This window comes from Streptococcus sp. 1171_SSPC (assembly GCF_001069335.1).
Classification (GTDB): Bacteria; Bacillota; Bacilli; order Lactobacillales; family Streptococcaceae; genus Streptococcus; species Streptococcus xiaochunlingii.
This window is the reverse complement of record NZ_JWAK01000037.1, coordinates 17,821-39,992: the sequence shown is the minus strand read 5'-3', so window position 1 is coordinate 39,992 and position 22,172 is coordinate 17,821. Positions and strand designations below refer to the sequence as shown.

Sequence of the window (22,172 nt, the reverse complement as noted above, 5' to 3'; positions counted from 1 at the left end):
AATTATATAAATAATGGAGAACAAATGACCCAGATAAAGATTCGAGATTGGAATGAAAAGCCAAGAACAAAACTTCGATTTATTAAAATTGGTGATATTTTTTGCTATCAATTTTCGGAGGAAATGTTTGTATTTGGTCAAATCCTTGGAAAAGTGAATGTTGGTCATGTCATCCAATTTTTCGATATCTTTCAAGCAAGTCATACTATAACAGTTGAAGAGCTAAGTCGTGCTCAATTTATAGGTAAGCCCATCATTGTAGATTCCTTCACCTTGTTTGATCGAAGTCCAGTATGGACTTGGCAGATAATTGGTCACCAAGCGGATTTTGATCCAAGCCCTTTTAAGGATTTAGCCTTTAAGTGGGGAGACCCAAATGGTCTTCACTTTGGGAAGGTCTGGCTAGATGGTAGGCGGGAACCTAAGTTTTTTTCTAGGGAAGAAGTTAAGGAGCTGGACTGGGAAGCCTGTGTCGGAAGTATAGTTTATAACAGAATATTGGAAGAAGAACTGGCAAGCAGAGGAAATAAAGGAGTTTGAGATGGACTATGTAGATGAGTTAACTTCAGGACGTACGCCCTTGGTAAAAAAGGCAGCGAAAAAAATTTTAAAGGACAGACTAAAAGGATATGGACCATTCTTGCATCAGGCCTTGGAAGGGGAGATGGAAAAGCCTAAATCATGGGAATCACAAATGTACTTGCTCTACGCCATGGCCGCAACGGATTGTACAGAAGAAGTCCCCTATCTCAAGTCATTACTGCTGAGAGACATCCCAACCCCTGTAACCTATCGCTCTCTAGCAGTAGCGATTGCTTATCTAGAAAATTTAGAAACAGAGAACTTGTCTTTTGTTTATGAGTCCTTGGAATCGAATAACTTATTGCAAGCTGCAGGTGCTTGTGCAGCACTCTATCTAAGAAAGATTGTGCTGAAAGATGACGATTTTGAGAAAATCATGACCTTTATCACCAAGGATGTTTATTTGGAAAATATAAGAGGAACAATCGCTCCGTTTATGTTCATTTTGGCTGCATCTTATCTATATCCAGATCAGAATCGCCAGAAAATTGTAGACTTTTCCTGTCAATTTAATGAAGTACATATAAATACGATCATTGAGGATGTATCCAAAGGAAAGGACGGCAGGAGGATTAGGCTATTCTAAGACCTACTTAGAGAGAGAAGTTACCATCTCCTTAAAGAGCGAAACAAAAACTCTTAAAAATAATACTTTTATTCATTTTTAAAAAGGAGTTCTTACTGTGAAATGGTTTGAAAAAGTAGTGGGGAAGGAAAAGATTATTCATTTGTTTGATGGTGATTTGGACTTGAATAATGTATTTCTTGATACTGTATTATGTTACGATTACAAATTAGATCTTGTCCTTTATTTATATGATTTCCCAACTAATTTTCCTGAAAAGTGGCAGAAAAGTGCATTTAATGCCATAAAAATTAATTTAGAGTTTTTTAATTTAGATGAAATCCATTTTTATTCTAAGGGGATTCATAAGGTGAATGGTCAACTAGAACTGCTTTTTTTAGAGAATAAGGTTGAATTCAATTTTATAAACCAAAATGATGTGATGTTATCGGGGGCTTCTGACCTAGTTAGAATTGCTGAGATTGCTCCTGTGAAAATAGATACTTAGAATTGCATTCCTAGATTAATGGAGGAGATTCTGGATGATCAAACAATCCTCCACTGCTAGGAGGGATACCACGACTATGGGAAAAAGTGAAGGAAGAGCACAAACATTAGACCTTGACCTAAGGCTAGGCCTTTCTACAAGAAAAACACTGCGAGACCACGAATATGAAGTTACAGTATTTTGAATTAGATAAGCCCTATGTGGAAAATCAACAGAGGATTGAGGTGTTGATGGACTCAGCTGGGCTAAATTACGAGGAAGCAAGAATTGAGGACTACCGACAGAATTGGAAAGGTCAGCGAAGAGCGTTCGTATATGAATCTAAATGTATGACCTCTATGGTAGAACGGCTTTTCAAACCAGTTATAACCCAGGATTGTTGGAAAATCATCGTAGAATGTGTAGATACGATTAGCAATCCAGCTATCATGAACCTACTTGGTGTCTATACTGTCCAGGTCTTATTTGATTTTTCTAGCTATGAAAGTTTGAGTCCATTGGAACAGAAAAAGATGCTCTTAGAGGCCTTGGTAAAAGGGGTAAAGCGCGTGTTTCAGGAGTTCTCTATTCCATACTCCTTGATAGAGGATGTAGTCAATGAAATAGAGAAAAACGATTATGAAAATAGCTGGGAGTGGAAAAGGAAGAAGATCCAATCCACGACCTATTCCATTCAAGTGGAGCATCAGCTGGATAAGGTGGATTTGTTTTGGGAGATAGAGCACAAGGATAAGAGCATCCGCCAGTTGATTCAATCCTGCCCTGCTCATGAGATGGATTATGGGGCTAAGCTTGGTAAACTGGAAGCAAAAGGTAACTTCCTATATCTGCTGGATAAAGAGAATGAGATTGTGAGCAAAATTTCTGTTTCAGAATGGTGGAGCAAGAACAATGAGTGACTTAAAAAAGAAATTATCCTTGTTAAAAGTGAAAAGACGAATCAAGAGTTTGAAGGGGATAAAGGATGTCCATTTTCTGACCGATAAACCTAAAGAAATTGCTTGGTATGCTGGGGAGTTGAATCCTATAGACTCTCCGATTCCTTGCCTTTATGAGTTTCCTCTTGCCCACACTACTAAAGATCTAAGTAGGTCAATTCAAAGTCTTGTTGGCAATAGCAGTCGGTTTATCCTAGTTTTTTGGGAGTTTTTACCAGTTTACGTCTTGTTTCAAATGGAGTCTTTGGATGACTTTTTGCCTTCTTATTTTAGTGAATTTTCTACCAGAGACCTGATACTTTTCTTTCAAGACCAGGAAAAAGTACTGGATCTCCATTTAGCGGAGGATAAAGTAGAAGTGAGAGTCTTGGAGAATAAATCTAAGAGCCCGTAGATTCTATAAATTGAAAATGAATATAGAATTAGTCGATGAAAGAGGCAAAGAGGAAAGAACGCCATTCATGGAGAGACAAATGGTAAAGGAAGATTCTAATGTGTGAAAAAGAATATTATTATGGCAATAGTGAGTTTATGTCAGGCCTAGGAGTTATTTATACAGAGTTTACTGGTCAGCGTGCAAGTCGACAAATTAACGTTTTGAATGGGCACTCTTATGCTTCTTCTTGCCTACAGGATTATGTTCCAGAAGTAGGGTTTCTACTCTATGATGGTCGAAAAGATGAGTTGGATTTATCAGACTCCATCAAGATTAGTCAAGAGGAATTTGAGCGAATTTGGGCTCAGGCTGTCGCTAGCGGCCAGAATGATACGTAATCGTCAGTTGAAAATAGCCAAATATAATCCCAAAAATGTGAGAGGAGTCTAATAATGATGTTCAATTTGTTGAAGGAATTTGTAGAAGTCTATCATAGAAACAAGGGCTTAGGAGAGCTTGTATTTACTAGTGACTGTCTCCATATCGAAAAGCCAGATTTGTCTGGTCAATTGAAAGAGTTCTACCAACATTTGAGCTTTGAGGAAGAAGCTTATTTTAGAGGAGCTCCCTATGATCTTGCTCTAATTCCTCTCCCTCTATGTGAAGCTGCATCAGAAGGATGGCAGGATACTAGCTGGAAAGAGAGTTATGTGGTTTTTGCTCACATGATGGGGGATGAGCCAATTTTTTGTGATCTAACTAGCGAGCTTAGTCCTGTATTTGGCAAGATTCCTGGGAATTCCAAGCTCTATTGCTTAAGCCCCTCTTTATCTACTTTCTTGTCTACTTATAGTCAGATGAAAAAGCTAGAAATCACCAAGTTTGAGAATGACATCTACTTTGATGAGGACTTGTCGGACTATAAAGAAGGTTTTTTAACAGGAATCATGGCTATTATCGAGGGGCAACTTCCTGAAGACTATCGAAATGATTTTATAGTATTTATGCTGGGTTAAAGCCAAATAGGGAGAGATGAGAAGCAAATGGAAATGAAGAATTTTTTAAAATGTTGTGAGGATCTGGTTATACAAGAAAGTGGGGCCTCAGCTCTTGAACTAGAAAAACTCAAAGCCAGACAGTTTCCTCAAGCTCACCTGGATTTGCTCTCCATAACCAATGGCTTGGAGTTTTATGGTGGCTATTATCGCTTGTTTGGGACGGATTCTACTCAAGCTATTACGCTAGATTCCTGGAATTCGGATGAGGTATGGAAAGACGTCTGGAGAGATTATGCATCAGACTACTATTTTTTTGGTATGTCTGCTATTGGAGATCAATTCGCTTATAGATTGAAGGATGGGAACATTCAAAGTCATCAAGTTTATTATTTAGATGGGATTACTATGGATGTCATCGAGATCTACGACAGTTTTGAAGCGTTTTTTGAGAGGGAATTTGTTCTGAAAGCCCAGGGTGGGATGGAATCTATTTTTGTTTCTGCAAGGGAACGATTCGGAAATCTAGACCTCTCTACAAGCTGTATTTATTCCCCTTCCTTAATGATTGTGAATGATCCAAGCGTTGAGAATCTTATGCTTTTACCGACAAAGGATGTCATGACCATCAATGGGGATTTGTTTGTTCAATTGTCTGATTCAGAGGAGTCTATTACGAAACTAGAGCAATATCTAGACGCTTCGGGTAGAGCCAGAGTCAAGGTCATTTTTGATCGAGATTGAGCAAGCAGGATATAGTTTATTTAGAAAAAATACTCTGAAGACTCGTGATTTTAACCTTTTGGCGACAAGCGATGATTTAGTCTTCTAGTCAGGGTGTCATTGTAAAATGATTTATGTTGAAAATAGAAAACGAAGCATTTTATTCATGAAAAGAGGTGAATAATGACCAGTTTAGATAAATATTTAGAGATCATTAAAAAAGGATTTTCTGAAAGAGAGAATCTAATGGCAATGGAGCCTCTGCATTCTATTGAAGAGATTGCACCATTATTGGATGAAACATTGACTTATAAAGAATTTATCAATATCAATCGCTTATTAAGACAAAAGTACATTGTCGAAAACCTAGAGGATATGCTGAAAGATGTAGATTTTAACCAGCTTTCTTTACCTAGCAATACGAGGGTGATTTACTTGATGGGAAGTAAATCTGATGTGCTAGACTTTTCAAAATATGAACAAGTAGAAAAGATTTTAATAGTTGGGGCTAGAAAAGTAAGAAAGATCATCTTACCCCAGAATGATTGTGTGAAAGCTCTAGGGATATCTTCCATGACAAATTTGGAAACGATAGAGAACATTTCTTTTCATACTGGCATGCGTTATCTGCACTTTGATTATGGTGTAATGTTGCCTAACTTTAATTTTATTAGAGATTTAAATCAGTTGCTCTATCTTTCATTTACGGCAAATAAAAAATTACCAGAATTGGATTTTATCCATCCATCTAGTGAGCTCCGTTTTTTAGATTTTGTCGATACGTCTATTTTTAACTACGCAACAACAGTTAGCTACCTGAAGAGTCTGAAACATCTTCGTTTTTTAACAACGGGAAGAACAAATCAAAAGCAAAGGGATCTTCTTAGAAGCGAGTTACCACATGTTTGCATGCGAGAGGGTTAAAAAATGACTTCAATACAGCTTTTTATGACCTATGTTTTCAGAATAAACGAACTATTAGTCCCATTGTTTAAGCAGGAGGAAATATGAGCCATACGAATCTAGCAAAAGAAACCTTCCTCCAGTTTATGCAGGCTATGTATTCTTGGGAGAGAAAAACCACTAGGAGCCTAAGAAACCAAGCCGATAAAGAGATGTTGAAGGATGAATTAGCTACTATTTTTAATCAGTTTTGTAAATCTAAAACAACACTCAGAGCAAGGGAAGTAACTTTGTCTGTCCGATTTCCATTTGAGTATAAATTAGAAACGCATCCCATCATTGCTGAAGAGCATGACGGGAATCAAACTTACTTCTATATCAAGGAGAATCGTTCTGGTTTAGAAACTCTCTATCGTTTTCGAATGGTATTTCAAAAGGGGAAATGGTGGATTGATAAGAAAGAATGGCTTGATGATGGGAAGTGGATCAATTCTTCCTTGTGATATACTGGATAGTATAGGAATGCAGGAAAAGATGTACTTCAAAAAACAGTGGTAGTTGGATTAGGCAATGACAAGTGTAAGTAATGAAATGTTAGAGGTCAATATGAATAAAACACTTTCAAATCAAAAAAGAAAATTAACTGCTATAAAAAATAAAATACTGAAGGCAAGAGATTTTCACTTAGAGGCAGAAAACCTATCTAATACTGAAGCCATTTTAACAGCTCTAAAATCTGATAAGAAAAGCGTTAAAATTAACTATGAAGAAAATGGTGAGAATCAATCATATCTGTATGATCATATAGATATGATTGATTCTATAAGTCCGTATCCTCTAGTCTCTAATTTTATAGAAAGTAAAACATCTGAAAACTACAAGTTATTATTGAATGGCTGTTTTTGTTCTGTAATGGCAGATATGGCTTCTGCTAAATATTTGGCTAAAGGGGGCTCAAACTTTGATACAGATATTTGTTTGAATATCTTATTTGCCCTTGCCTATTTAGATAATACTTATGTAGAGTTTTTAATTGATAAATTAGCCTATTTTAAAGAAGCCCAAGTTGAGAAAGGGAAAAAAATTATTTTCTTTTCAGCCAAGAGTTTATTGCCTTTAGTCGTTTTTCTTTATGGAAATGGGGAGGGTGATCGGCTTGCTAACCTACTGGAGAATGCTTGTGATGCCAAATATCAACCCTTTGACACGAATCCTTATCAGAATGTGAATGATGCCTATAAACAGGTTATGGAAACTATTTTTTCAGAGGAAGTTGATGTTTTTAGAGAAACAATTTTATCCATGTGTGATTATCATTTAGCGAACACCAGAGATAGTCATTTAGTAGATTTCAATACCTTACTTTGGCAATATTTCCCAATTGAAATCTTGGTTTTATTAAAAGAACGTCAGAAAAAAGGTCTCTCAATAGATGGAATTAGTCATCCCTTGCTTGATGACTTTTTGCCCTATTTGATGGATGACTTTCAGCTATCTGAGCAAAATAAGATGATTCTAGGAACGATTTTAGACTAGTTGTTTATAAAATATGGAAAATATACATGCCCAATTTATCGCTATGACAATTGAATCAAGTCGGGATTACTGGTTTAAGATAAACGAATATCAGGTTATTCAAGTACAAATTTTTCTAACTTAAGATAAAACTAATTTTCTTACTTTGAAAATTTGCAAGAAGGGATTTTTCTTTTGATCAATTAAATGATGATTTTAGCAAGGAGACTATATGCCACTCATAGAAGAATTAACATCAAAGCGTTCACCTTTAGTTAAGAAAGCAGCTAAGAAAATTTTAAAGGACAGACTAAAAGGATATGGGCCATACTTACATAGTGCTTTAGAGACGGAGATAGAGAAAAACAGAGCTTGGGAAACGCAAATGTACTTGCTCTACGCCATGGCCGCAACAGATTGTGCAGAAGAAATTCCCTATCTGAAGTCATTGATTCTAAGAGACATTCCAACACCTGTAACCTATCGCTCTCTAGCATTAGCCATTGTCTATCTAGAGAATTCAGAAATAGAGAATTTATCATTTGTTTATGAGTCCTTGGAATCAAATAGCTTCTCGAAAGCTGCAGGTGCTTGCGCTGCTATTTATATGAAAAAGTTAGTACTTAAAGATGATGATTTTAATAGAATTATGTCTTATGTAACTCAGCCTAAATACCTTGAGCATATTGGCAAAGTCACAAATCCATTTTTATTTATCTTAGCAGCATCTTATTTGTTTTCTGAGAGCAGTCGAGAGAAAATTTTGATCTTTTCGGAACAATTTGACGTTCAGATAGTGAGAGATATTATTTCAGATGTTAAAAAAGGGAAAGACGAGAAGCGCATTAACTTCTTTTAAGTTAACTCAGGTTCAGAATTTAATACAGCAATAATGTATGTAGTTGAGTTCTGTAAAATACCTGAGTTCTATGATGATCAGATTTATTTTTATTGCGATGAATATATACTCTTTTGGACGTCTATTGATGATGTGGGGGAGATAGATAAGGCTCGGGATTTTAAATTAAAGGGTCAAATAGTGCCAGCAACCCTAGAGGAAATCTGTAAGGAAGGTTTGATCAGTTCCATTCATTCTGTTAAGCAATATGCGATTGAGAACGGGAAAGTTGTAGGGATAACCTATATTCATATAGATTCCTAGGAAAATGCAATGAGGAACTCACCACATTCTGTTAGAAATAGAGGTAAAGAAATGAAAGAGGCCAAAGAACTCTTCCTAAAAAATGGCTTTTCGCGACTAAAGCGAACTAATAACTATTATAAAGTCGATCATGATTTTTACACAGTCATCTATTTTCAACGAAAATCAGATGGTAGTGCCTATTTCGTGAATGTTGGCCTTCATCCCCTCTTTCTGGACTCGGGGCTGTTAGAAGAAGTGGATTGTGCTTTAAGGACTCGATTAGGTTCTATCGATCATAGAAATGGCATGGATCAAGCTGAATTGGAAAAGGCTGTTCAAGAGGCCATCGATTTTACTGCTCAGTATTCATCGTATTCAACCGTATTTTCAAGCATAGATCCCGAGAAGGATCTTGAGAAGGATTGGTTGTTAAAACAATTCTCTATCACCAAAGTGAACTTATGCAGATTGTATGTTGAGTATTATGATGCAATCGATTCTAAGAAGTTGGCTTTAGATTTTGCAAACTATGGCTTATCCATTACACCTAAGATTGCCTCTGTACCTAAAAACTTCTTTAAAACCTATATTCGTTTGGGAGAAATAATCAAAACTACTTATTAGGGTGGAATGAAAGTGCTGATTTACTGGTCAACATCCTGACGAAAGGAACCGGTAGGAGAAAAGAAATGAATCTTAATGAACTCATCGAAGAGGTTGAAAATAATGTTGACTTAGCATCCTATATCAATCTTGTACCAAAAGGAAATAAGAAATGAAAAACTATTTACTTGATGAAAGGCTATTTCAGTATCCTGAATCGTTTAAAAAATTGATTGAATTCAATTTAGTTGATTTTGATTGTTGGTATCTGTTGGATTCAGAATGGGCCCTATCTTTGTATGAGGGATTGCAGGAAAGATACCCAAGCAGAAAGTTGATTCCATTTGCTAAAAGAGGAGATTGTGATGATACAGCTTGTTTTGAAATAGGAAAGGGCAATAAGGTCCAACTCATTCATGATTTTGCTGCGGAAGGATGGGAGCAACGGAAAGAGTTTAACGATTTTTGGGAATGGGTGGAATACGCAATCAAATGCATGATAGAGTATAACAAAGAGGATGGGATTGAATAATGGGAAGGCCCTATTATAGGGACGAAGAAACTGAACTACAAGGTAAGGAGAACAAATGGAAACGATTACCCAATTATTAAATGAGATTGAAAAAAGTCTCCAACAGCTACATCATCCTTGTGTAGATCATCTAAATCCGGGACTATTTTCTCAAAAAACTCAAGAATTATTTGAGGAAATCCCATTGCAACCAAACCAGGACTTGCATGCCCTTTATGCTTGGAGAAACGGATCAAAAGATAGTGAGGGAATCACACTCGGTGAGCTGGCATTTTTTCCTGGTTTCTATTTGATGTCTCTGGAAGAAAGTATACAGACCTACTTGGAACTAATAGAAACGGATGCTTGGGACAAATCTTGGTTCCCAATTTTTGCCAGCGGAGGTGGAGATTTTTATGCCATGAACCTAGCTTCAGAAGGTCAGGGGCAAATCCTTGGTTTTTATGTATTTGAAGAAGAGGCCCAGGTCGAATACCGGTCATTAGAATCTATGCTCACAGCTCTTAAAAACTGTTATGAACAAGGCATTATTTTCCGGAATGAACAAGGCTACTTGGATATGGATTATAAGAAGCATGCTGAGGTAGCTCATGAGATAAATCCAGATGTGAAGATATGGCAGGAATTCCTAAAGGAGACGTAAGAGAAATGACCAAGGAGAGAAAAATGACAGTAGTTACTGTATTAAAAAAGATCATTAAACTCTATTAGGAAACAACGTTTATCCCCCAATCGGTGAGTTTTTCAGATGAAAAATTGAGGATCCAGTCCTCAGATTTGACAGGAGAATTACTTGATTACTATCAACACATAGTGTTCAAAGAGGATTTATTTTTTGCCAATAAAAATTTTAATATCGTTTTGTTGCCATTAGATTCTCCTGCAAGGACAGTTGAATCTTGGGCCCTACAAGATGTTCTTCAATTTAGTGAAGGGCAATACCAGATATTCGCTACTACAGATACAGACGATATTCTTTTCTGTGATATGAAAGATGAAAAATCACCTGTTTACGCAGGCAGTCCTGGAGATCCTAATTTCTACAAACTCAGCGCAAGTTTGACGGAGTTTTTTGAGTTCTATTTCGCTTTTTCAAATTTTTGGAAGCAAAGAGAAGATGTCCCTCTGGAGGAGTATATTGTAGGGACAGGTGACTTGATAGAGCGCTACCTTTCCCCAGACGTCCAAGCGACAGCGAAAGAATATCTATTTCGGTAAAATTAATCTGAGAAAAGCCTTTCTTAGTAACACAAAGTGAGTTGGATAGGAGAAAAGAAATGAAAGTGAAAGAACTAATCGAAGAGATTGAAAATGATGCTGAGTTCTTCTCGTATTTAAACCAGGTTCCCAAAAAGAATAAGAAAATCCAAGCTAGCTATCTTGAATCGCTGAATCATCTGGCCTATTTATTTTATCTGGATGGCCAAGAGGAAATGGCTAAGGAATTATTAGATCGTATCATACAAGTTCCATTTGAAGGGAATTATAACACCTGGACCTTTGTTGATAGCTCTCTGGTTTTATTGGCCTATCTGGAAAGAGAGGTAGAAAATCAGGTAGTCGTCTATAAAAAGCATCTTTTATCTCCCTTAGAACAAGGGGAGGAATCCACTCAAAAAATTAGAAGGAGAGTTCATCAGAGATTTTTGAATGGTGATAGCTTGGAGCAAAAGCTTGCAAAAATCGAGCAAGCCTCAAGTCCTGAATCGGAAATGGAACGCCGTTTGTTATACTTGACAGATTTATTGAAGATTCACCTTTTTATTGATGAGTCAACTTGTGAAGAGACAGATATCCAAGCAAAAATCGAAGAGAATATGGAGATACTAAAGAAGTATATTAAGGAGCATGAAATCTATAGCCTCTTTCCTTTTAAGGGATAAGTGAGCTAACAATCTTGGAGATTAAGAAAGAATAGAATATGGAAATCAAAAATCACTTTGGGGTATACGGAGTCTGTCTTCGAGAGGGGAAACTGCTCTGTATTGAAAAAACAAGAGGCCCCTATCAAAATCGTTTTGATCTACCGGGTGGTAGTCAGGAACTCGGTGAGGGGTTGACAGAAACCCTCAAGAGAGAAGTTCTGGAAGAGACGGGCTATACTCTTAGCCGTTACTTAAATCCTAGGATTTATGACGTGCTGGTTCAAGAAGAAGGGCACGACTTCGCCGTACACCATATCATGGCTTTTTATGATATAGTACTTGATTTAGAACGTTTTCAAAAATCCCTTCCTCATGAAGTTCTTGATGGAAGCAATGATTCAGCAAATGCAATTTGGTTGAATTTGGAAGAAATTACTGCAGACAATGCCTCGCCTTTAGTATTAAAAGTGAAGGCAGAGTTACGAGGATTTCCAGAATTAGAACTGACAAGTTATAGGAATTGGAAGGTGAAATAGAGGGATAATGGAACTATTTAAAACCTGGAAGAAAAATATGGTTCTCTATGGTCTTAAATCTCAAATTGGAACTGTATACCGAAACAGTGATGGGACAACAAGTTTTTATGATATTGGGAATTTTCTATACCTAGCAGGGGAGCTAAATTCTAGATTTTGGGAAGATTTTATTAGGCAATATGGTTTAGATTATAAGATTATTATTTCAGAAGACACTAAGTGGCAAGATTTTATGCGTCGACAAGTTGGGTTAATTTCTTTTACTCGCTATTCTTTTAAGGATAAGGCAAATTTTCAAGTTGAATTTCTAAATGATCTAGTTAGTCAGTTAGAGAAAGGTTACAATATTGTACCTATTGATAATCATATTTATAACTGCCTTTCTGAGGATGAATGGTCACAAGATTTACAGGGAGATTTTGAGTCCTACCAGAATTTTACTTTAAAAGGTGGATTTGGCTTTGTGATTGTTAAAAATAAAGAACTGATTGCTGGGATTTCCTCAGGGTTAGTTTACCAAGGAGCAGTTGAAGTGGAAGTTGCAACTAGACCAAACGAACAAGGAAATGGATTTGCTAAAAAGCTTGGTGCTACAATGATTCTAGAGAGTTTAAATAGAGATACGTTTCCACTTTGGGATGCTCATAACGTGGCTTCTAAAAAAGTAGCAGAATTTTTAGGATATGAGTTAGTTGGACCTTATGAAGCTTTTGAACTAGAGGAAAGTGTCGTATAATGATATCTGATATTGTATCTTTTAAGACGAGGTGAAAGATGAGAAATCAACTGTCTCTTAGTGGCGAAAAAATTGTTGAAAAAGTTTATCCCCATTTATTGCACCACGTCGGCTTGATTCGTGGGGAATACTTGCTAAGAGAGCTCAATCAAAACATACTATTACCAAATTGTCAGCAATTTGTAAAAGATTATCTAAGCTCAATTTGCTCCTTATACTCAGATGAGGATGTATGGTATCGCTTTTCAGAGTTAACAAATGCAGAAGCAAATATTCTAGATGGGACTAAAGAGTATTTTGACGAACGCCACCCCTTATTTGGATACAGAGGTATCAGGCGTTTGTTGGCGTGTCCAGATGAATTTCAGGCTGAGACAAATGTCGTTACAGAAGTCTATCAAACTAATCCCAATCTGTCTGTTATTTTTCCTTTTGTCAATGATGCCGAACAGTTAAAACAAGCTATTAGAGTATTGCGCCAGCATGGTTTTACTGGAAAAGTTGGAACAATGATTGAATTACCGTCAGCTTATTTTGACTTAGACAGGATACTGGAAACAGGTATTTCAAAGATTGTAGTGGGAATGAATGATTTAACTTCTTTTGTTTTTGCCACTGTGAGAAATAGTCAATGGCATGATATGGAAAGTCCCATTATGTTAGAAATGCTGAGACAGATGCAGGATAAAGCAAGGATGAAAAAGATAGATTTCGCTGTAGCAGGTTATCTGAATCCTTCTTTCATACAAAAAATGAATCAGATGGGTATCGAATGTATTCTCCATTACAGCTCTATTCCAGAGATTTTTGATTTAGAAATTGACCATCCAGACCATCTTAAACATATAAAAGAAGAAAGTAAAAAATTACAAAGGAGAACTCATGACACCTCAAGAAATGTGGAATAAATACAAGCAAATGAACCCCTCTATCGGTGATGAAATCGATGCCTGGGCTTTTGGAGTAGAGGCAGATCTCTTGGCTGACTTGGTTCTAAGAGGCGAAAAAACAGCAACCGCCTCTGCCTACGACCTCTACGCAGTGGAGGACGAACCCCTTCCACAAGAAGGGACTTTCGATATCATTTTAGACAGTCAAAACCAGGCTATCTGCATTGTCGAAATTACCAAGGTTTCCGTTCATCCCTTCCATCAAGTGTCTGCTGAGCATGCCTATAAGGAAGGTGAGGGAGACAAATCTCTGGCCTATTGGCGTCAGGTTCATGAGGAGTTTTTCACGGAGTGGCTGGAGGAAGCAGGTCTGACGTTTACACCTGACAGCAAGGTGGTTTTAGAAGAATTTCGCAAGGTTTATCCATTATAGATATGCTCTCCTTTTTGGAGAGTTTTTTTGGTTCGGATCTAATTTTCCAAAAGGGCTAAAAAATGGTATAATGTAAGCGATATTGTACAGAAAAGAGAATGTCTATGCCAAATTATGCCATTATTTTAGCAGCGGGAAAAGGTACCCGTATGAAATCAGATTTGCCGAAGGTTCTACACAAGGTTGCTGGGATCTCTATGTTGGAACATGTTTTCCGTAGTGTTGGAGCCATCTCACCCGAAAAGACTGTAACGGTTGTGGGCCACAAGGCTGAATTGGTGGAGCAAGTGTTAGCGGGACAAACAGAGTTTGTCAAACAAACTGAACAATTGGGAACTGGTCATGCAGTTATGATGGCAGAGCCAGTCTTGGAAGCTCTTGAAGGCCACACCCTTGTCATCGCAGGGGATACACCTTTGATTACGGGTGAAAGCCTCAAACACTTGATCGATTTTCATATCAACCACAAAAATGTGGCAACGATTTTAACAGCCGAAGCAGTGAATCCATTTGGTTATGGTCGGATTGTCCGTAATGACAATGCGGAAGTGCTTCGAATCGTCGAGCAAAAAGATGCGACAGAATATGAACAACAAATCAAGGAAATCAATACAGGGACTTATGTCTTTGACAATGCGCGTCTCTTTGAAGCTTTAAAGAATATCAATACTAACAATGCCCAAGGAGAATACTATATCACGGATGTCATCGGAATTTTCCGAGAAGCAGGTGAAAAAGTTGGGGCTTATACTCTCAAAGACTTTGATGAAAGTCTTGGGGTTAATGACCGCGTAGCTCTTGCGACAGCAGAAGGCATCATGCGTCGTCGCATTAACCAAGTCCACATGGTTAATGGAGTGAGCTTTGTTAATCCAGACGCGGCCTATATCGATATCGATGTCGAAATCGCCCCAGAGGTACAAATTGAAGCCAATGTCACCCTAAAAGGACACACAAAAATTGGGGCTGAAACAGTCTTAACTAATGGAACCTATGTCGTGGACAGTGAGATTGGTGCAGGTGCTGTTATTACCAACTCTATGATTGAAGAAAGCACCGTAGCCGATGGCGTGACAGTAGGACCTTACGCCCATATTCGTCCAGGATCTAGCCTTGCAAAAGATGTCCATATCGGAAACTTTGTCGAAGTCAAAGGTTCGTCTATCGGCGAAAATACCAAAGCGGGCCATTTGACCTATATTGGTAACTGCCAAGTCGGCAGCAACGTCAACTTTGGTGCAGGAACCATCACTGTCAACTATGATGGGAAGAATAAATACAAGACCCTTATTGGAAATAATGTCTTTATTGGCTCAAATTCGACCATCATTGCACCAGTTGAATTAGGCGACAATTCCTTAGTCGGTGCTGGATCTACCATTACCAAGGATGTGCCAGCTGATGCGATTGCGATCGGTCGTGGCCGTCAAGTGAATAAGGATGAGTACGCTACTCGCCTTCCTCACCATCCTAAAAATAAATAGGAGATTTTCATGCAATTTGAAGAAAAAACCATTGATCGCAAGGAGATTTACCAAGGACCGATTTTCCAAGTAGTCACAGATCAAGTGGAACTGCCAGATGGGAAAGGTCAAGCACAGCGTGATTTGATTTTTCATAATGGAGCAGTAGCGGTTTTACCGATCACAGATGAGGGCAAGACCATTTTGGTCAAGCAGTACCGCAAGGCGATCGAGAGAACTTCTGTAGAGATCCCAGCAGGCAAGTTGGAAAAGGGTGAAAATGCGGATCCTCAAGCAGCTGCTCTGCGTGAATTGGAAGAAGAAATTGGTTACACAGCGGATTTAGAGTTGTTGTATGATTTTTATTCAGCCATTGGATTTTGTAACGAGCGGATCAAACTCTATCTTGCGACCAATTTGAAAAAAGTGGAAAATCCTCGCCCTCAAGATGCAGATGAGACTTTGGAGCTCTTTGAGGTGACTTTAGCAGAAGCTGAGGAGCTGATACAAACGGGTGATATCTGCGATGCCAAAACCATTATGGCAATTCAATACTGGAAACACCTACAAAACAAATAAAGAATAGAGGAGAAACCGATGGGCAAACCTTTATTAACAGATGAAATGATTGAGCGGGCAAACCGGGGAGAAGCGATCTCTGGTCCCCCGCTCTTTGATGAGGAAGAGACAAAAATTCTCCCGACAGGAAACAGAGGCTTTGGTTATGAACGGCCGGTGACCTCAAGAGAAGGCGATGGTGGACGAGGAACCTCCTATCCTCAGGAGACTATTCCGATCAGAGTCCAACCTACAGTGACCAAGAGCCGTCGGATTGAAAACCAAAAGGATGAGGTTTTTCAATCAAAATTAAATAAGATTTTATTTTGGGTCATCTTGCTCCTCATCTTGTTAATTCTTGCAATCTGGCGCCTATAGGGAGCGTCTACCAAAGGAGTGACGATTATGAAAATTGGAATCATTGCGGCCATGCCACAAGAGTTAAAAATCTTAGTGGAAGCTTTGCAGAACGGAGAGAAACACCTTCGCTTAGGAAAAGTCTACTATACAGGATCGATTGGTCGCCATGAAGTGGTCTTGGTTGAAAGTGGTATCGGCAAGGTCATGTCAGCCATGAGTGTGGCTGTATTGGCCAATGATTTTAAGGTGGAAGCCATTATTAACACGGGTTCTGCAGGTGCCGTTGCACCAGGGATGACTGTTGGAGATATTGTCCTTGCAGACAAATTGGCCTACCATGATGTCGATGTGACAGCCTTTGGCTATAAGTATGGTCAAATGGCAGGTCAACCACTTTACTTTGAATCCAGCCGCTATTTTGTATCAGAGATGAAAAAAGTTCTGGAAGAAGAGGCTGCAACCACACATGTTGGCTTGATTACAACAGGAGATAGCTTTATCGCGAGTGAAGAAAAAGTCGCAGCAATTCGGGAACATTTCCCAGAAGTATTGGCAGTTGAGATGGAAGGAGCAGCTATTGCCCAAGCCGCTCATGCAGCTGGGCGTCCTTTCATGGTCATTCGAGCTATGAGTGATACGGCAGATCACGTAGCCAATATCTCTTTTGATGAATTTATCGTAGAGGCTGGCGAACGCTCTGCTCAAACATTGATTTCTTTCTTGAAGAGATTGGTGTAAAACAAACAATAGAGTTAAGGCGCCTCTAATATAAATAGGAAGTGGGACAGAATGAATATCATTTAAAATTCATTCTGTCCTACTTCCTTTTCTGAAGCTGATTCCTTCAGAAATAGATGGACTTCATGCTATAATAAAGTCTAGTAATACAAAGGAGACGTTATGGTTTTATCAAAAAAACGGGCACGACATGTGATTGAAGAAATTATCGCCCTCTTTCCAGATGCTCAGCCAAGTCTGGATTTTCGCAACCATTTTGAATTATTAGTAGCGGTCATGCTCTCTGCTCAGACGACGGACGCAGCGGTCAATAAGGCAACGCCCGCTTTGTTTGAAGCTTTCCCAACTCCTCAAGACATGACGGTCGCCAGTGAAGCCGACATTGCCAAGCATATTTCCAAATTAGGCCTCTATCGCAATAAGGCTAAGTTTCTCAAAAAATGTGCCCAACAATTGTTGGATAACTTTGATGGCCAAGTCCCTCAGACGCGTGAAGAATTAGAGAGCCTAGCTGGAGTGGGACGCAAGACAGCCAATGTGGTCATGAGTGTAGGATTTGGCATTCCTGCCTTTGCCGTTGATACCCATGTAGAGCGGATCTGCAAGCACCATGACATTGTCAAGAAGTCGGCTACGCCGTTAGAAGTGGAAAAACGAGTCATGGATGTTCTTCCCCCTGAGCGCTGGCTCCCAGCTCACCAGGCCATGATCTATTTTGGACGGGCTATTTGCCATCCAAAAAATCCTGAATGTGATCACTATCCGCAATTGTATAACTTTAAAGACAGTTAAAAAGCGAGGTCTAATGACTTCGCTTTTATTTGATAGGGAAGAAAGTAAGTAAGAGCCAAGAAATCAGTAGAGTAATAGCGCCAATTCCAAGGACAAATAGAATAGGAATGAGGATTCTTTGGTAGGGATCTTTACCCCTTTCTTCAGCTTCTTCAATCTCGCTCAGACTGCGTCCTTGTTCATAGGCGACAAGCTGGCGATAAGTACGAAGATTATGCTTTTTCTTGAATTTTTCAATGCGTAGGGCGTAGAATATACCGACAGCAAGAATCAAGCAACTAATAGCGATGCCGTATCCATCCAAATAAAGAATGAGGGGAGTGCTGATGATAGGACTGCCAATTAGTAGTAAGCTAAAGACCACTTCATCTTTTTGATAGCGCATAAATTCTTGGTCGTGAATAATTTGTTTCATGGTTTCCAAATCTCCTTTGACTAGTTTGTCCAATGACACTTCAAAGACCTTGCTTAGTAAGAGCAGGTTTTGAATATCAGGATAGGTTGCGCCGCGTTCCCAGTTGGAAATGGATTGACGGCTGACAAAGATGATTTCAGCCAAATCATCTTGAGATAAATTTTTCTCTTTACGATAGTGCTGGATCTGCTTTCCGACTTGCATAAGATTTCCTCGCTTTCTGATTTTATTCTACTCAATTATACAAAAAATGACTATCAAAGTTCTTTGACATGTTGATTTCATAGGCTTTAGCAACTGTTTTTGACTATAGATTTACAAGCCTGTCAATGGATAGTTACCTACTGAAAAAGAGGCCAAGAGCCTCCTTTTTCTTATTCACTAAATCTTAAAAAATAACCATCTGGATCCAAAATCGCAAATTCATGGGGATAGATAAAGTTATCTCCCACTCGAAATTCTCTTTTTGTCAGCGGACGATGGATGGGATAGTCAGCTTCCAGCAGTTTTTGATGGAGCTGTGGGACATCTTCAATGCCAAAGGAAATATTGATACCGCGACCGAAAGGATAGGTCAGTTGGGCTAATTCTTCCTCCTTGCCTTCTTCTAGCATTAGCTGACAGTCTTCAAGGGAAAGGAAGAGAAATTTTTCCTCTGGACGCTCGTATTGGACAGAGAATCCCAACAAGTCGCAGTAGAAGCGACGCGATTTCTCAATATCCGATACGACAAATTCAGGGATGACAGCTTGATAGTCCATTGTTTTCTCCTTAAAGATCAATCTCCATGACAATTGGTGTATGGTCTTGACGGGCACCGGAGTCAATCATAGCTGATTTAGTCACTTTGTCCACAATGCGGTTAGAAGTGAGCCAGTAGTCAATTCTCCAGCCTGTGTTGTTGATTTTAGATGTCTTGCTACGTTGTGCCCACCAAGTATATTGATCTGGAAGGTCCCCATGCAAGTGGCGGAAGGTATCAGTGAACCCTTTGGCTAGCAAGTTAGTGAAGCCAGCACGCTCTTCATCGGTAAAGCCTGGGGAACGACGGTTGCTGGCTGGATTGGCCAAGTCGATTTCCTTGTGGGCTACGTTGTAGTCTCCTGTTGCCAGAACTGGCTTTTGCTGGTCTAGTTCTGCCAAGTAGTCTGCATATTTGGCATCCCAGATTTGGCGTTCTTCCAAGCGTTTGAGCCCATCTCCAGCATTCGGAGTATAGACCTGGGTCACAAAGAAGTCATCAAATTCAAGGGTAATAATCCGACCTTCGACGTCCATGGTAGAAGGAGCACCGATTTCTGGGAAGGTTACGGTCGGTTTCAATTCTTTTTTGTAGAGGAACATGGTTCCTGCGTAGCCTTTACGGGCTGGTTCCACAGAGGACCGCCATGTATTTTCATATCCAGGGAAAAGTTCTGCTAAGACCTCCAAGTGTTTTTTTGTTGGTCCTTTAGCAGATAATTTTGTTTCCTGAATGGCAATGATATCCGCATCCTCTGCAACCAAGGTGAGGAGGACGTCTTGAGAGAGTTTTGCGCGTGCAGAGTCACTCGTCAAGGCGGCATTCAATGAGTCAATATTCCATGAGATCAGTTTCATATCGTTTCCTTTACTAACTTTTTCGATGTTTCTATTATACCAAAAAATCTCCTATCACTTGTCTCCTGTGATTTGAGGAAGGAGCTATTTTGCAGTCAAGAGCTATGCCTCCCGCATATGCATAAAACAATGCTTGCCGAGGAGTTCAGAATGACGATTATTTTATCTGGTCTAGCGACTCGTGTCTGGATGAAATGTGCTATAATGGAAGTTGAGTTTAAAATAGAAATATTCCTCAGATTCCCTTTAAAGTTATCCTATTTTTATGTCTTGTTAGGGACTGGGACTGAGAATCACAGTGAAAGGAGAGGTATGGCGCAAAAATCTAAACGTTCAAAAAAAGCGAATGCTAAGGTGAGAAAATTTGATAATCGGTGGATTACTAGACGACTTTATTTGTTATTCAGTATAGTCTGTACCCTCTTTTTGATTTTAATTGCTCGACTAGGGTATATGCAGATTACTCATCAAGGCTTTTATACACAAAAATTGGCAAAAGCTACCAAAAAACACTTAACAAGAGGGAGTCTCCGGGGACAGATTTATGATGCTTCTGGTCAGCCTCTGGTAGAAAATGTTGACAAGAAGGTCTTGTCTTTTACCCGAAGCAATAAGTTTACTGCAGAAGAAATGCGTCAAACAGCTCAGCTTCTTCTGAATTATGTAAGTGTTTCGAATCCCCAAATCACCAAGCGTCAAGAGATCGACTTTTATCTCGCAAATTCGGAAGTCTATAAAGAGGTAGTGGACAAGTTGCCCAAAGACGAACGAATCGATACGGACGGCAACCCACTTCCAGAAGCAACTATCTATCAGCATGCTGTTGATAGTATTGAGACTGAAAAATTAGGCTATACAGAAGAAGAAAAGAAGGCCATCTATCTATTTAGCCAAATGAATGCCGTTGAAAACTTTGCTAGTGCTACGATTGTGACCGATCCAATGTCCGATGAGCAGGTAACGACGGTCAAAGATCATTTAAAAGAATTTCCAGGATTTGAAGTGATTACGAGTTGGGATCGAAAAGTGGTTGATAGTCCCTTGGCTTCCATCGTTGGTAGTGTGTCGACAGAGCAAGCCGGTCTTCCAGCTGAAGAAGTGGATGATTATTTGGAAAAAGGCTATGCCTTAAATGATCGCGTCGGAACTTCTTATTTAGAAAAACAATATGAGTCTGTTCTCCAAGGAGAACGGGTTGAAAAAGAAATCCATTTGGATAAGAATGGCAATGTCGAAAAGATCGAAACCCTCTCCAAAGGAAGCAAAGGGAACAATATCAAGCTTTCCATTGATTTGGATTTCCAAAGAGGAGTGGAAGACATCTTGAAGAAGTCCTTCCAGGCAGAATTGGCCGCTGGCAACGCCACCTACTCAGAAGGTGTCTATGCTGTTGCCTTAGATCCAAAAACGGGTAGAATCCTTGCGATGGCGGGGATGAAACATGAAGCTGGTTCGCAAGATCTGACCCCTGATGCTTTAGGGACAGTGACCAATGTCTTTGTTCCAGGATCGGTTGTGAAAGCAGCGACTTTGACAGCAGGATGGGAAAATGGAGTGATTTCTGGGAACCAAGTCCTATTGGATCAACCAATCTCCTTTTCTGGTTCAGCTCCTATCACTTCATGGTTCACCCAGTTTGGAAGCCAAGAAATCAATGCGGTCCAAGCGTTGGAATATTCTTCCAACACCTATATGGTGCAGATTGCCCTTAATTTGATGGGCCAACCCTATCAGCCAAACATGAGTTTGAAGACAGATCAATTGGATCCAGCTATGAACAAATTGCGTTCGACCTTTGCCTCTTATGGTCTGGGAACAGAGACGGGAATTGACCTTCCGAATGAATCAACGGGCTATGTTCCCAAAGAGTTCACGATTGGTAATTACCTAACAGACGCCTTTGGTCAGTTTGATAACTATACACCTATGCAGTTGGCTCAATATGTTGCAACCATTGCCAACGATGGGAAACGCGTGGCGCCACACCTGGTCCAAGGAATTTATGAGAATGATGCCAAGGGAGGTTTGGGCCCTCTGAAAGAAGAGATTGCAACAAGAGAACTCAATCAAGTAGCTCTAACACCCGAAAATCTAGCTATCATTAAACAAGGTTTTTATCAGGTGGTATACGGAACCAGTGGCTTAACAACTGGTAAAACCATCGGAGAAGGAGCTGCCGTTCCAATCAGTGCGAAGACCGGGACTGCAGAAACATTTGTAAATGGTGGGACCCCTGCTGTAAATACCAATGTCATCGCCTATGCCCCATCTGAAAATCCTCAGATTGCGGTGGCAGTCGTCTTCCCTCACAATACTAATCTCCAAGCGACTGTTAGTCACAGTATTACCAGAGAGATTATCAATCTCTACCAGCAAAAACATCCTATGAATTAGAAAGGAAGC

The 22,172-nt window shown here is 39.3% G+C and carries 30 protein-coding genes; 27 read left to right on the top strand and 3 right to left on the bottom strand.

From position 1 onward, the window contains the following. The first annotated feature begins 24 nt into the window (after positions 1-24). The 26 genes from ADF75_RS07820 to nth all read left to right on the top strand — a co-directional run bounded on the left by ADF75_RS07820 (position 25) and on the right by nth (position 17,755). The gene (locus tag ADF75_RS07820) at positions 25-540 is read left to right on the top strand and encodes an Imm26 family immunity protein (RefSeq protein ID WP_048691819.1); all 516 of its coding nucleotides are present in this window, start codon (positions 25-27) and stop codon (positions 538-540) included. Between the two features lies 1 nt (position 541). Then, positions 542-1,168, top strand: coding sequence for a hypothetical protein (locus ADF75_RS07815; protein ID WP_048691817.1), 627 nt, complete (start codon positions 542-544; stop codon positions 1,166-1,168). 97 nt (positions 1,169-1,265) lie between these two features. Continuing rightward, positions 1,266-1,655 (top strand): Imm50 family immunity protein, encoded by a 390-nt coding sequence (locus ADF75_RS07810; protein WP_048789725.1) that lies wholly within the window; start codon positions 1,266-1,268, stop codon positions 1,653-1,655. A gap of 329 nt (positions 1,656-1,984) precedes the next feature. After that, positions 1,985-2,554, top strand: a complete 570-nt coding sequence (locus tag ADF75_RS07805; protein ID WP_236127966.1) for a hypothetical protein — start codon at positions 1,985-1,987, stop codon at positions 2,552-2,554. After that, entirely contained in the window at positions 2,547-2,987 is a 441-nt protein-coding gene (locus tag ADF75_RS07800; RefSeq protein ID WP_048789723.1) for a hypothetical protein, read from the top strand. Before ADF75_RS07805 ends, ADF75_RS07800 begins: the two co-directional genes overlap by 8 nt. Before the next feature lie 98 nt (positions 2,988-3,085). Further along, complete coding sequence (locus tag ADF75_RS07795) at positions 3,086-3,367, top strand: hypothetical protein (protein WP_048789722.1); 282 nt, start codon at positions 3,086-3,088, stop codon at positions 3,365-3,367. 54 nt (positions 3,368-3,421) lie between these two features. Beyond that, positions 3,422-3,985, top strand: a complete 564-nt coding sequence (locus ADF75_RS07790) for a hypothetical protein (RefSeq protein WP_048789721.1) — start codon at positions 3,422-3,424, stop codon at positions 3,983-3,985. Between the two features lie 27 nt (positions 3,986-4,012). Further along, the gene (locus ADF75_RS07785; protein WP_048789720.1) at positions 4,013-4,708 is read left to right on the top strand and encodes an SMI1/KNR4 family protein; all 696 of its coding nucleotides are present in this window, start codon (positions 4,013-4,015) and stop codon (positions 4,706-4,708) included. A 162-nt stretch (positions 4,709-4,870) separates the two neighbouring features. After that, positions 4,871-5,611, top strand: a complete 741-nt coding sequence (locus ADF75_RS07780) for a hypothetical protein (protein ID WP_048789719.1) — start codon at positions 4,871-4,873, stop codon at positions 5,609-5,611. Between the two features lie 83 nt (positions 5,612-5,694). After that, the gene (locus ADF75_RS07775; RefSeq protein ID WP_048789718.1) at positions 5,695-6,093 is read left to right on the top strand and encodes an NTF2 fold immunity protein; all 399 of its coding nucleotides are present in this window, start codon (positions 5,695-5,697) and stop codon (positions 6,091-6,093) included. Positions 6,094-6,196: 103 nt separating this feature from the next. After that, a complete protein-coding gene (locus ADF75_RS07770; RefSeq protein ID WP_048789717.1) occupies positions 6,197-7,126 on the top strand; it encodes a hypothetical protein in 930 nt (309 codons plus the stop codon). 211 nt (positions 7,127-7,337) lie between these two features. Beyond that, a complete protein-coding gene (locus ADF75_RS07765; RefSeq protein ID WP_048789716.1) occupies positions 7,338-7,964 on the top strand; it encodes a hypothetical protein in 627 nt (208 codons plus the stop codon). Positions 7,965-8,318: 354 nt separating this feature from the next. After that, positions 8,319-8,873: a DUF4304 domain-containing protein gene (locus tag ADF75_RS07755; RefSeq protein WP_048789770.1), complete on the top strand. Its 555-nt coding sequence runs from the start codon at positions 8,319-8,321 to the stop codon at positions 8,871-8,873. A 151-nt stretch (positions 8,874-9,024) separates the two neighbouring features. Further along, a complete protein-coding gene (locus ADF75_RS07750; RefSeq protein WP_048789714.1) occupies positions 9,025-9,384 on the top strand; it encodes a hypothetical protein in 360 nt (119 codons plus the stop codon). Positions 9,385-9,439: 55 nt separating this feature from the next. Further along, positions 9,440-10,027: an SMI1/KNR4 family protein gene (locus tag ADF75_RS07745; protein WP_048789713.1), complete on the top strand. Its 588-nt coding sequence runs from the start codon at positions 9,440-9,442 to the stop codon at positions 10,025-10,027. A gap of 134 nt (positions 10,028-10,161) precedes the next feature. Then, positions 10,162-10,602 (top strand): hypothetical protein, encoded by a 441-nt coding sequence (locus ADF75_RS07740; protein WP_236127967.1) that lies wholly within the window; start codon positions 10,162-10,164, stop codon positions 10,600-10,602. Between the two features lie 59 nt (positions 10,603-10,661). After that, positions 10,662-11,267: a DUF6707 family protein gene (locus ADF75_RS07735; RefSeq protein WP_048789712.1), complete on the top strand. Its 606-nt coding sequence runs from the start codon at positions 10,662-10,664 to the stop codon at positions 11,265-11,267. A 38-nt stretch (positions 11,268-11,305) separates the two neighbouring features. Beyond that, positions 11,306-11,785 carry an NUDIX hydrolase gene (locus ADF75_RS07730; protein WP_048789711.1) on the top strand — a complete coding sequence of 160 codons (480 nt, stop codon included), beginning with the start codon at positions 11,306-11,308 and terminating at the stop codon, positions 11,783-11,785. Positions 11,786-11,792: 7 nt separating this feature from the next. Continuing rightward, positions 11,793-12,521 (top strand): GNAT family N-acetyltransferase, encoded by a 729-nt coding sequence (locus tag ADF75_RS07725; protein WP_048789710.1) that lies wholly within the window; start codon positions 11,793-11,795, stop codon positions 12,519-12,521. A 38-nt stretch (positions 12,522-12,559) separates the two neighbouring features. Further along, positions 12,560-13,429, top strand: coding sequence for a putative PEP-binding protein (locus tag ADF75_RS07720; protein WP_048789709.1), 870 nt, complete (start codon positions 12,560-12,562; stop codon positions 13,427-13,429). Then, entirely contained in the window at positions 13,404-13,844 is a 441-nt protein-coding gene (locus tag ADF75_RS07715) for an ASCH domain-containing protein (protein WP_048789708.1), read from the top strand. Before ADF75_RS07720 ends, ADF75_RS07715 begins: the two co-directional genes overlap by 26 nt. Before the next feature lie 104 nt (positions 13,845-13,948). Then, complete coding sequence (gene glmU, locus ADF75_RS07710) at positions 13,949-15,328, top strand: bifunctional UDP-N-acetylglucosamine diphosphorylase/glucosamine-1-phosphate N-acetyltransferase GlmU (RefSeq protein WP_048789707.1); 1,380 nt, start codon at positions 13,949-13,951, stop codon at positions 15,326-15,328. 9 nt (positions 15,329-15,337) lie between these two features. Beyond that, entirely contained in the window at positions 15,338-15,886 is a 549-nt protein-coding gene (locus ADF75_RS07705; protein ID WP_048789706.1) for an NUDIX hydrolase, read from the top strand. An 18-nt stretch (positions 15,887-15,904) separates the two neighbouring features. After that, positions 15,905-16,243 (top strand): cell wall synthase accessory phosphoprotein MacP, encoded by a 339-nt coding sequence (macP, locus tag ADF75_RS07700; protein ID WP_048789705.1) that lies wholly within the window; start codon positions 15,905-15,907, stop codon positions 16,241-16,243. A gap of 27 nt (positions 16,244-16,270) precedes the next feature. Then, positions 16,271-16,963 carry a 5'-methylthioadenosine/adenosylhomocysteine nucleosidase gene (locus tag ADF75_RS07695; protein WP_048789704.1) on the top strand — a complete coding sequence of 231 codons (693 nt, stop codon included), beginning with the start codon at positions 16,271-16,273 and terminating at the stop codon, positions 16,961-16,963. Positions 16,964-17,125: 162 nt separating this feature from the next. Next, the gene (gene nth, locus ADF75_RS07690; RefSeq protein WP_048789703.1) at positions 17,126-17,755 is read left to right on the top strand and encodes an endonuclease III; all 630 of its coding nucleotides are present in this window, start codon (positions 17,126-17,128) and stop codon (positions 17,753-17,755) included. A 25-nt stretch (positions 17,756-17,780) separates the two neighbouring features. Here nth and ADF75_RS07685 read toward each other — a convergent pair whose 3' ends face one another. The 3 genes from ADF75_RS07685 to ADF75_RS07675 form a co-directional block, all read right to left on the bottom strand. Continuing rightward, positions 17,781-18,374 (bottom strand): helix-turn-helix domain-containing protein, encoded by a 594-nt coding sequence (locus ADF75_RS07685; protein ID WP_048789702.1) that lies wholly within the window; start codon positions 18,372-18,374, stop codon positions 17,781-17,783. A 170-nt stretch (positions 18,375-18,544) separates the two neighbouring features. Then, positions 18,545-18,931: a bleomycin resistance protein gene (locus tag ADF75_RS07680; RefSeq protein WP_048789701.1), complete on the bottom strand. Its 387-nt coding sequence runs from the start codon at positions 18,929-18,931 to the stop codon at positions 18,545-18,547. A 10-nt stretch (positions 18,932-18,941) separates the two neighbouring features. Further along, positions 18,942-19,769 (bottom strand): exodeoxyribonuclease III, encoded by an 828-nt coding sequence (locus ADF75_RS07675; protein WP_048789700.1) that lies wholly within the window; start codon positions 19,767-19,769, stop codon positions 18,942-18,944. 312 nt (positions 19,770-20,081) lie between these two features. Here ADF75_RS07675 and pbp2b point away from each other — a divergent pair, with 312 nt between their 5' ends. Then, a complete protein-coding gene (gene pbp2b / locus ADF75_RS07670; RefSeq protein WP_048789699.1) occupies positions 20,082-22,163 on the top strand; it encodes a penicillin-binding protein PBP2B in 2,082 nt (693 codons plus the stop codon). Positions 22,164-22,172 lie beyond the last annotated feature (9 nt).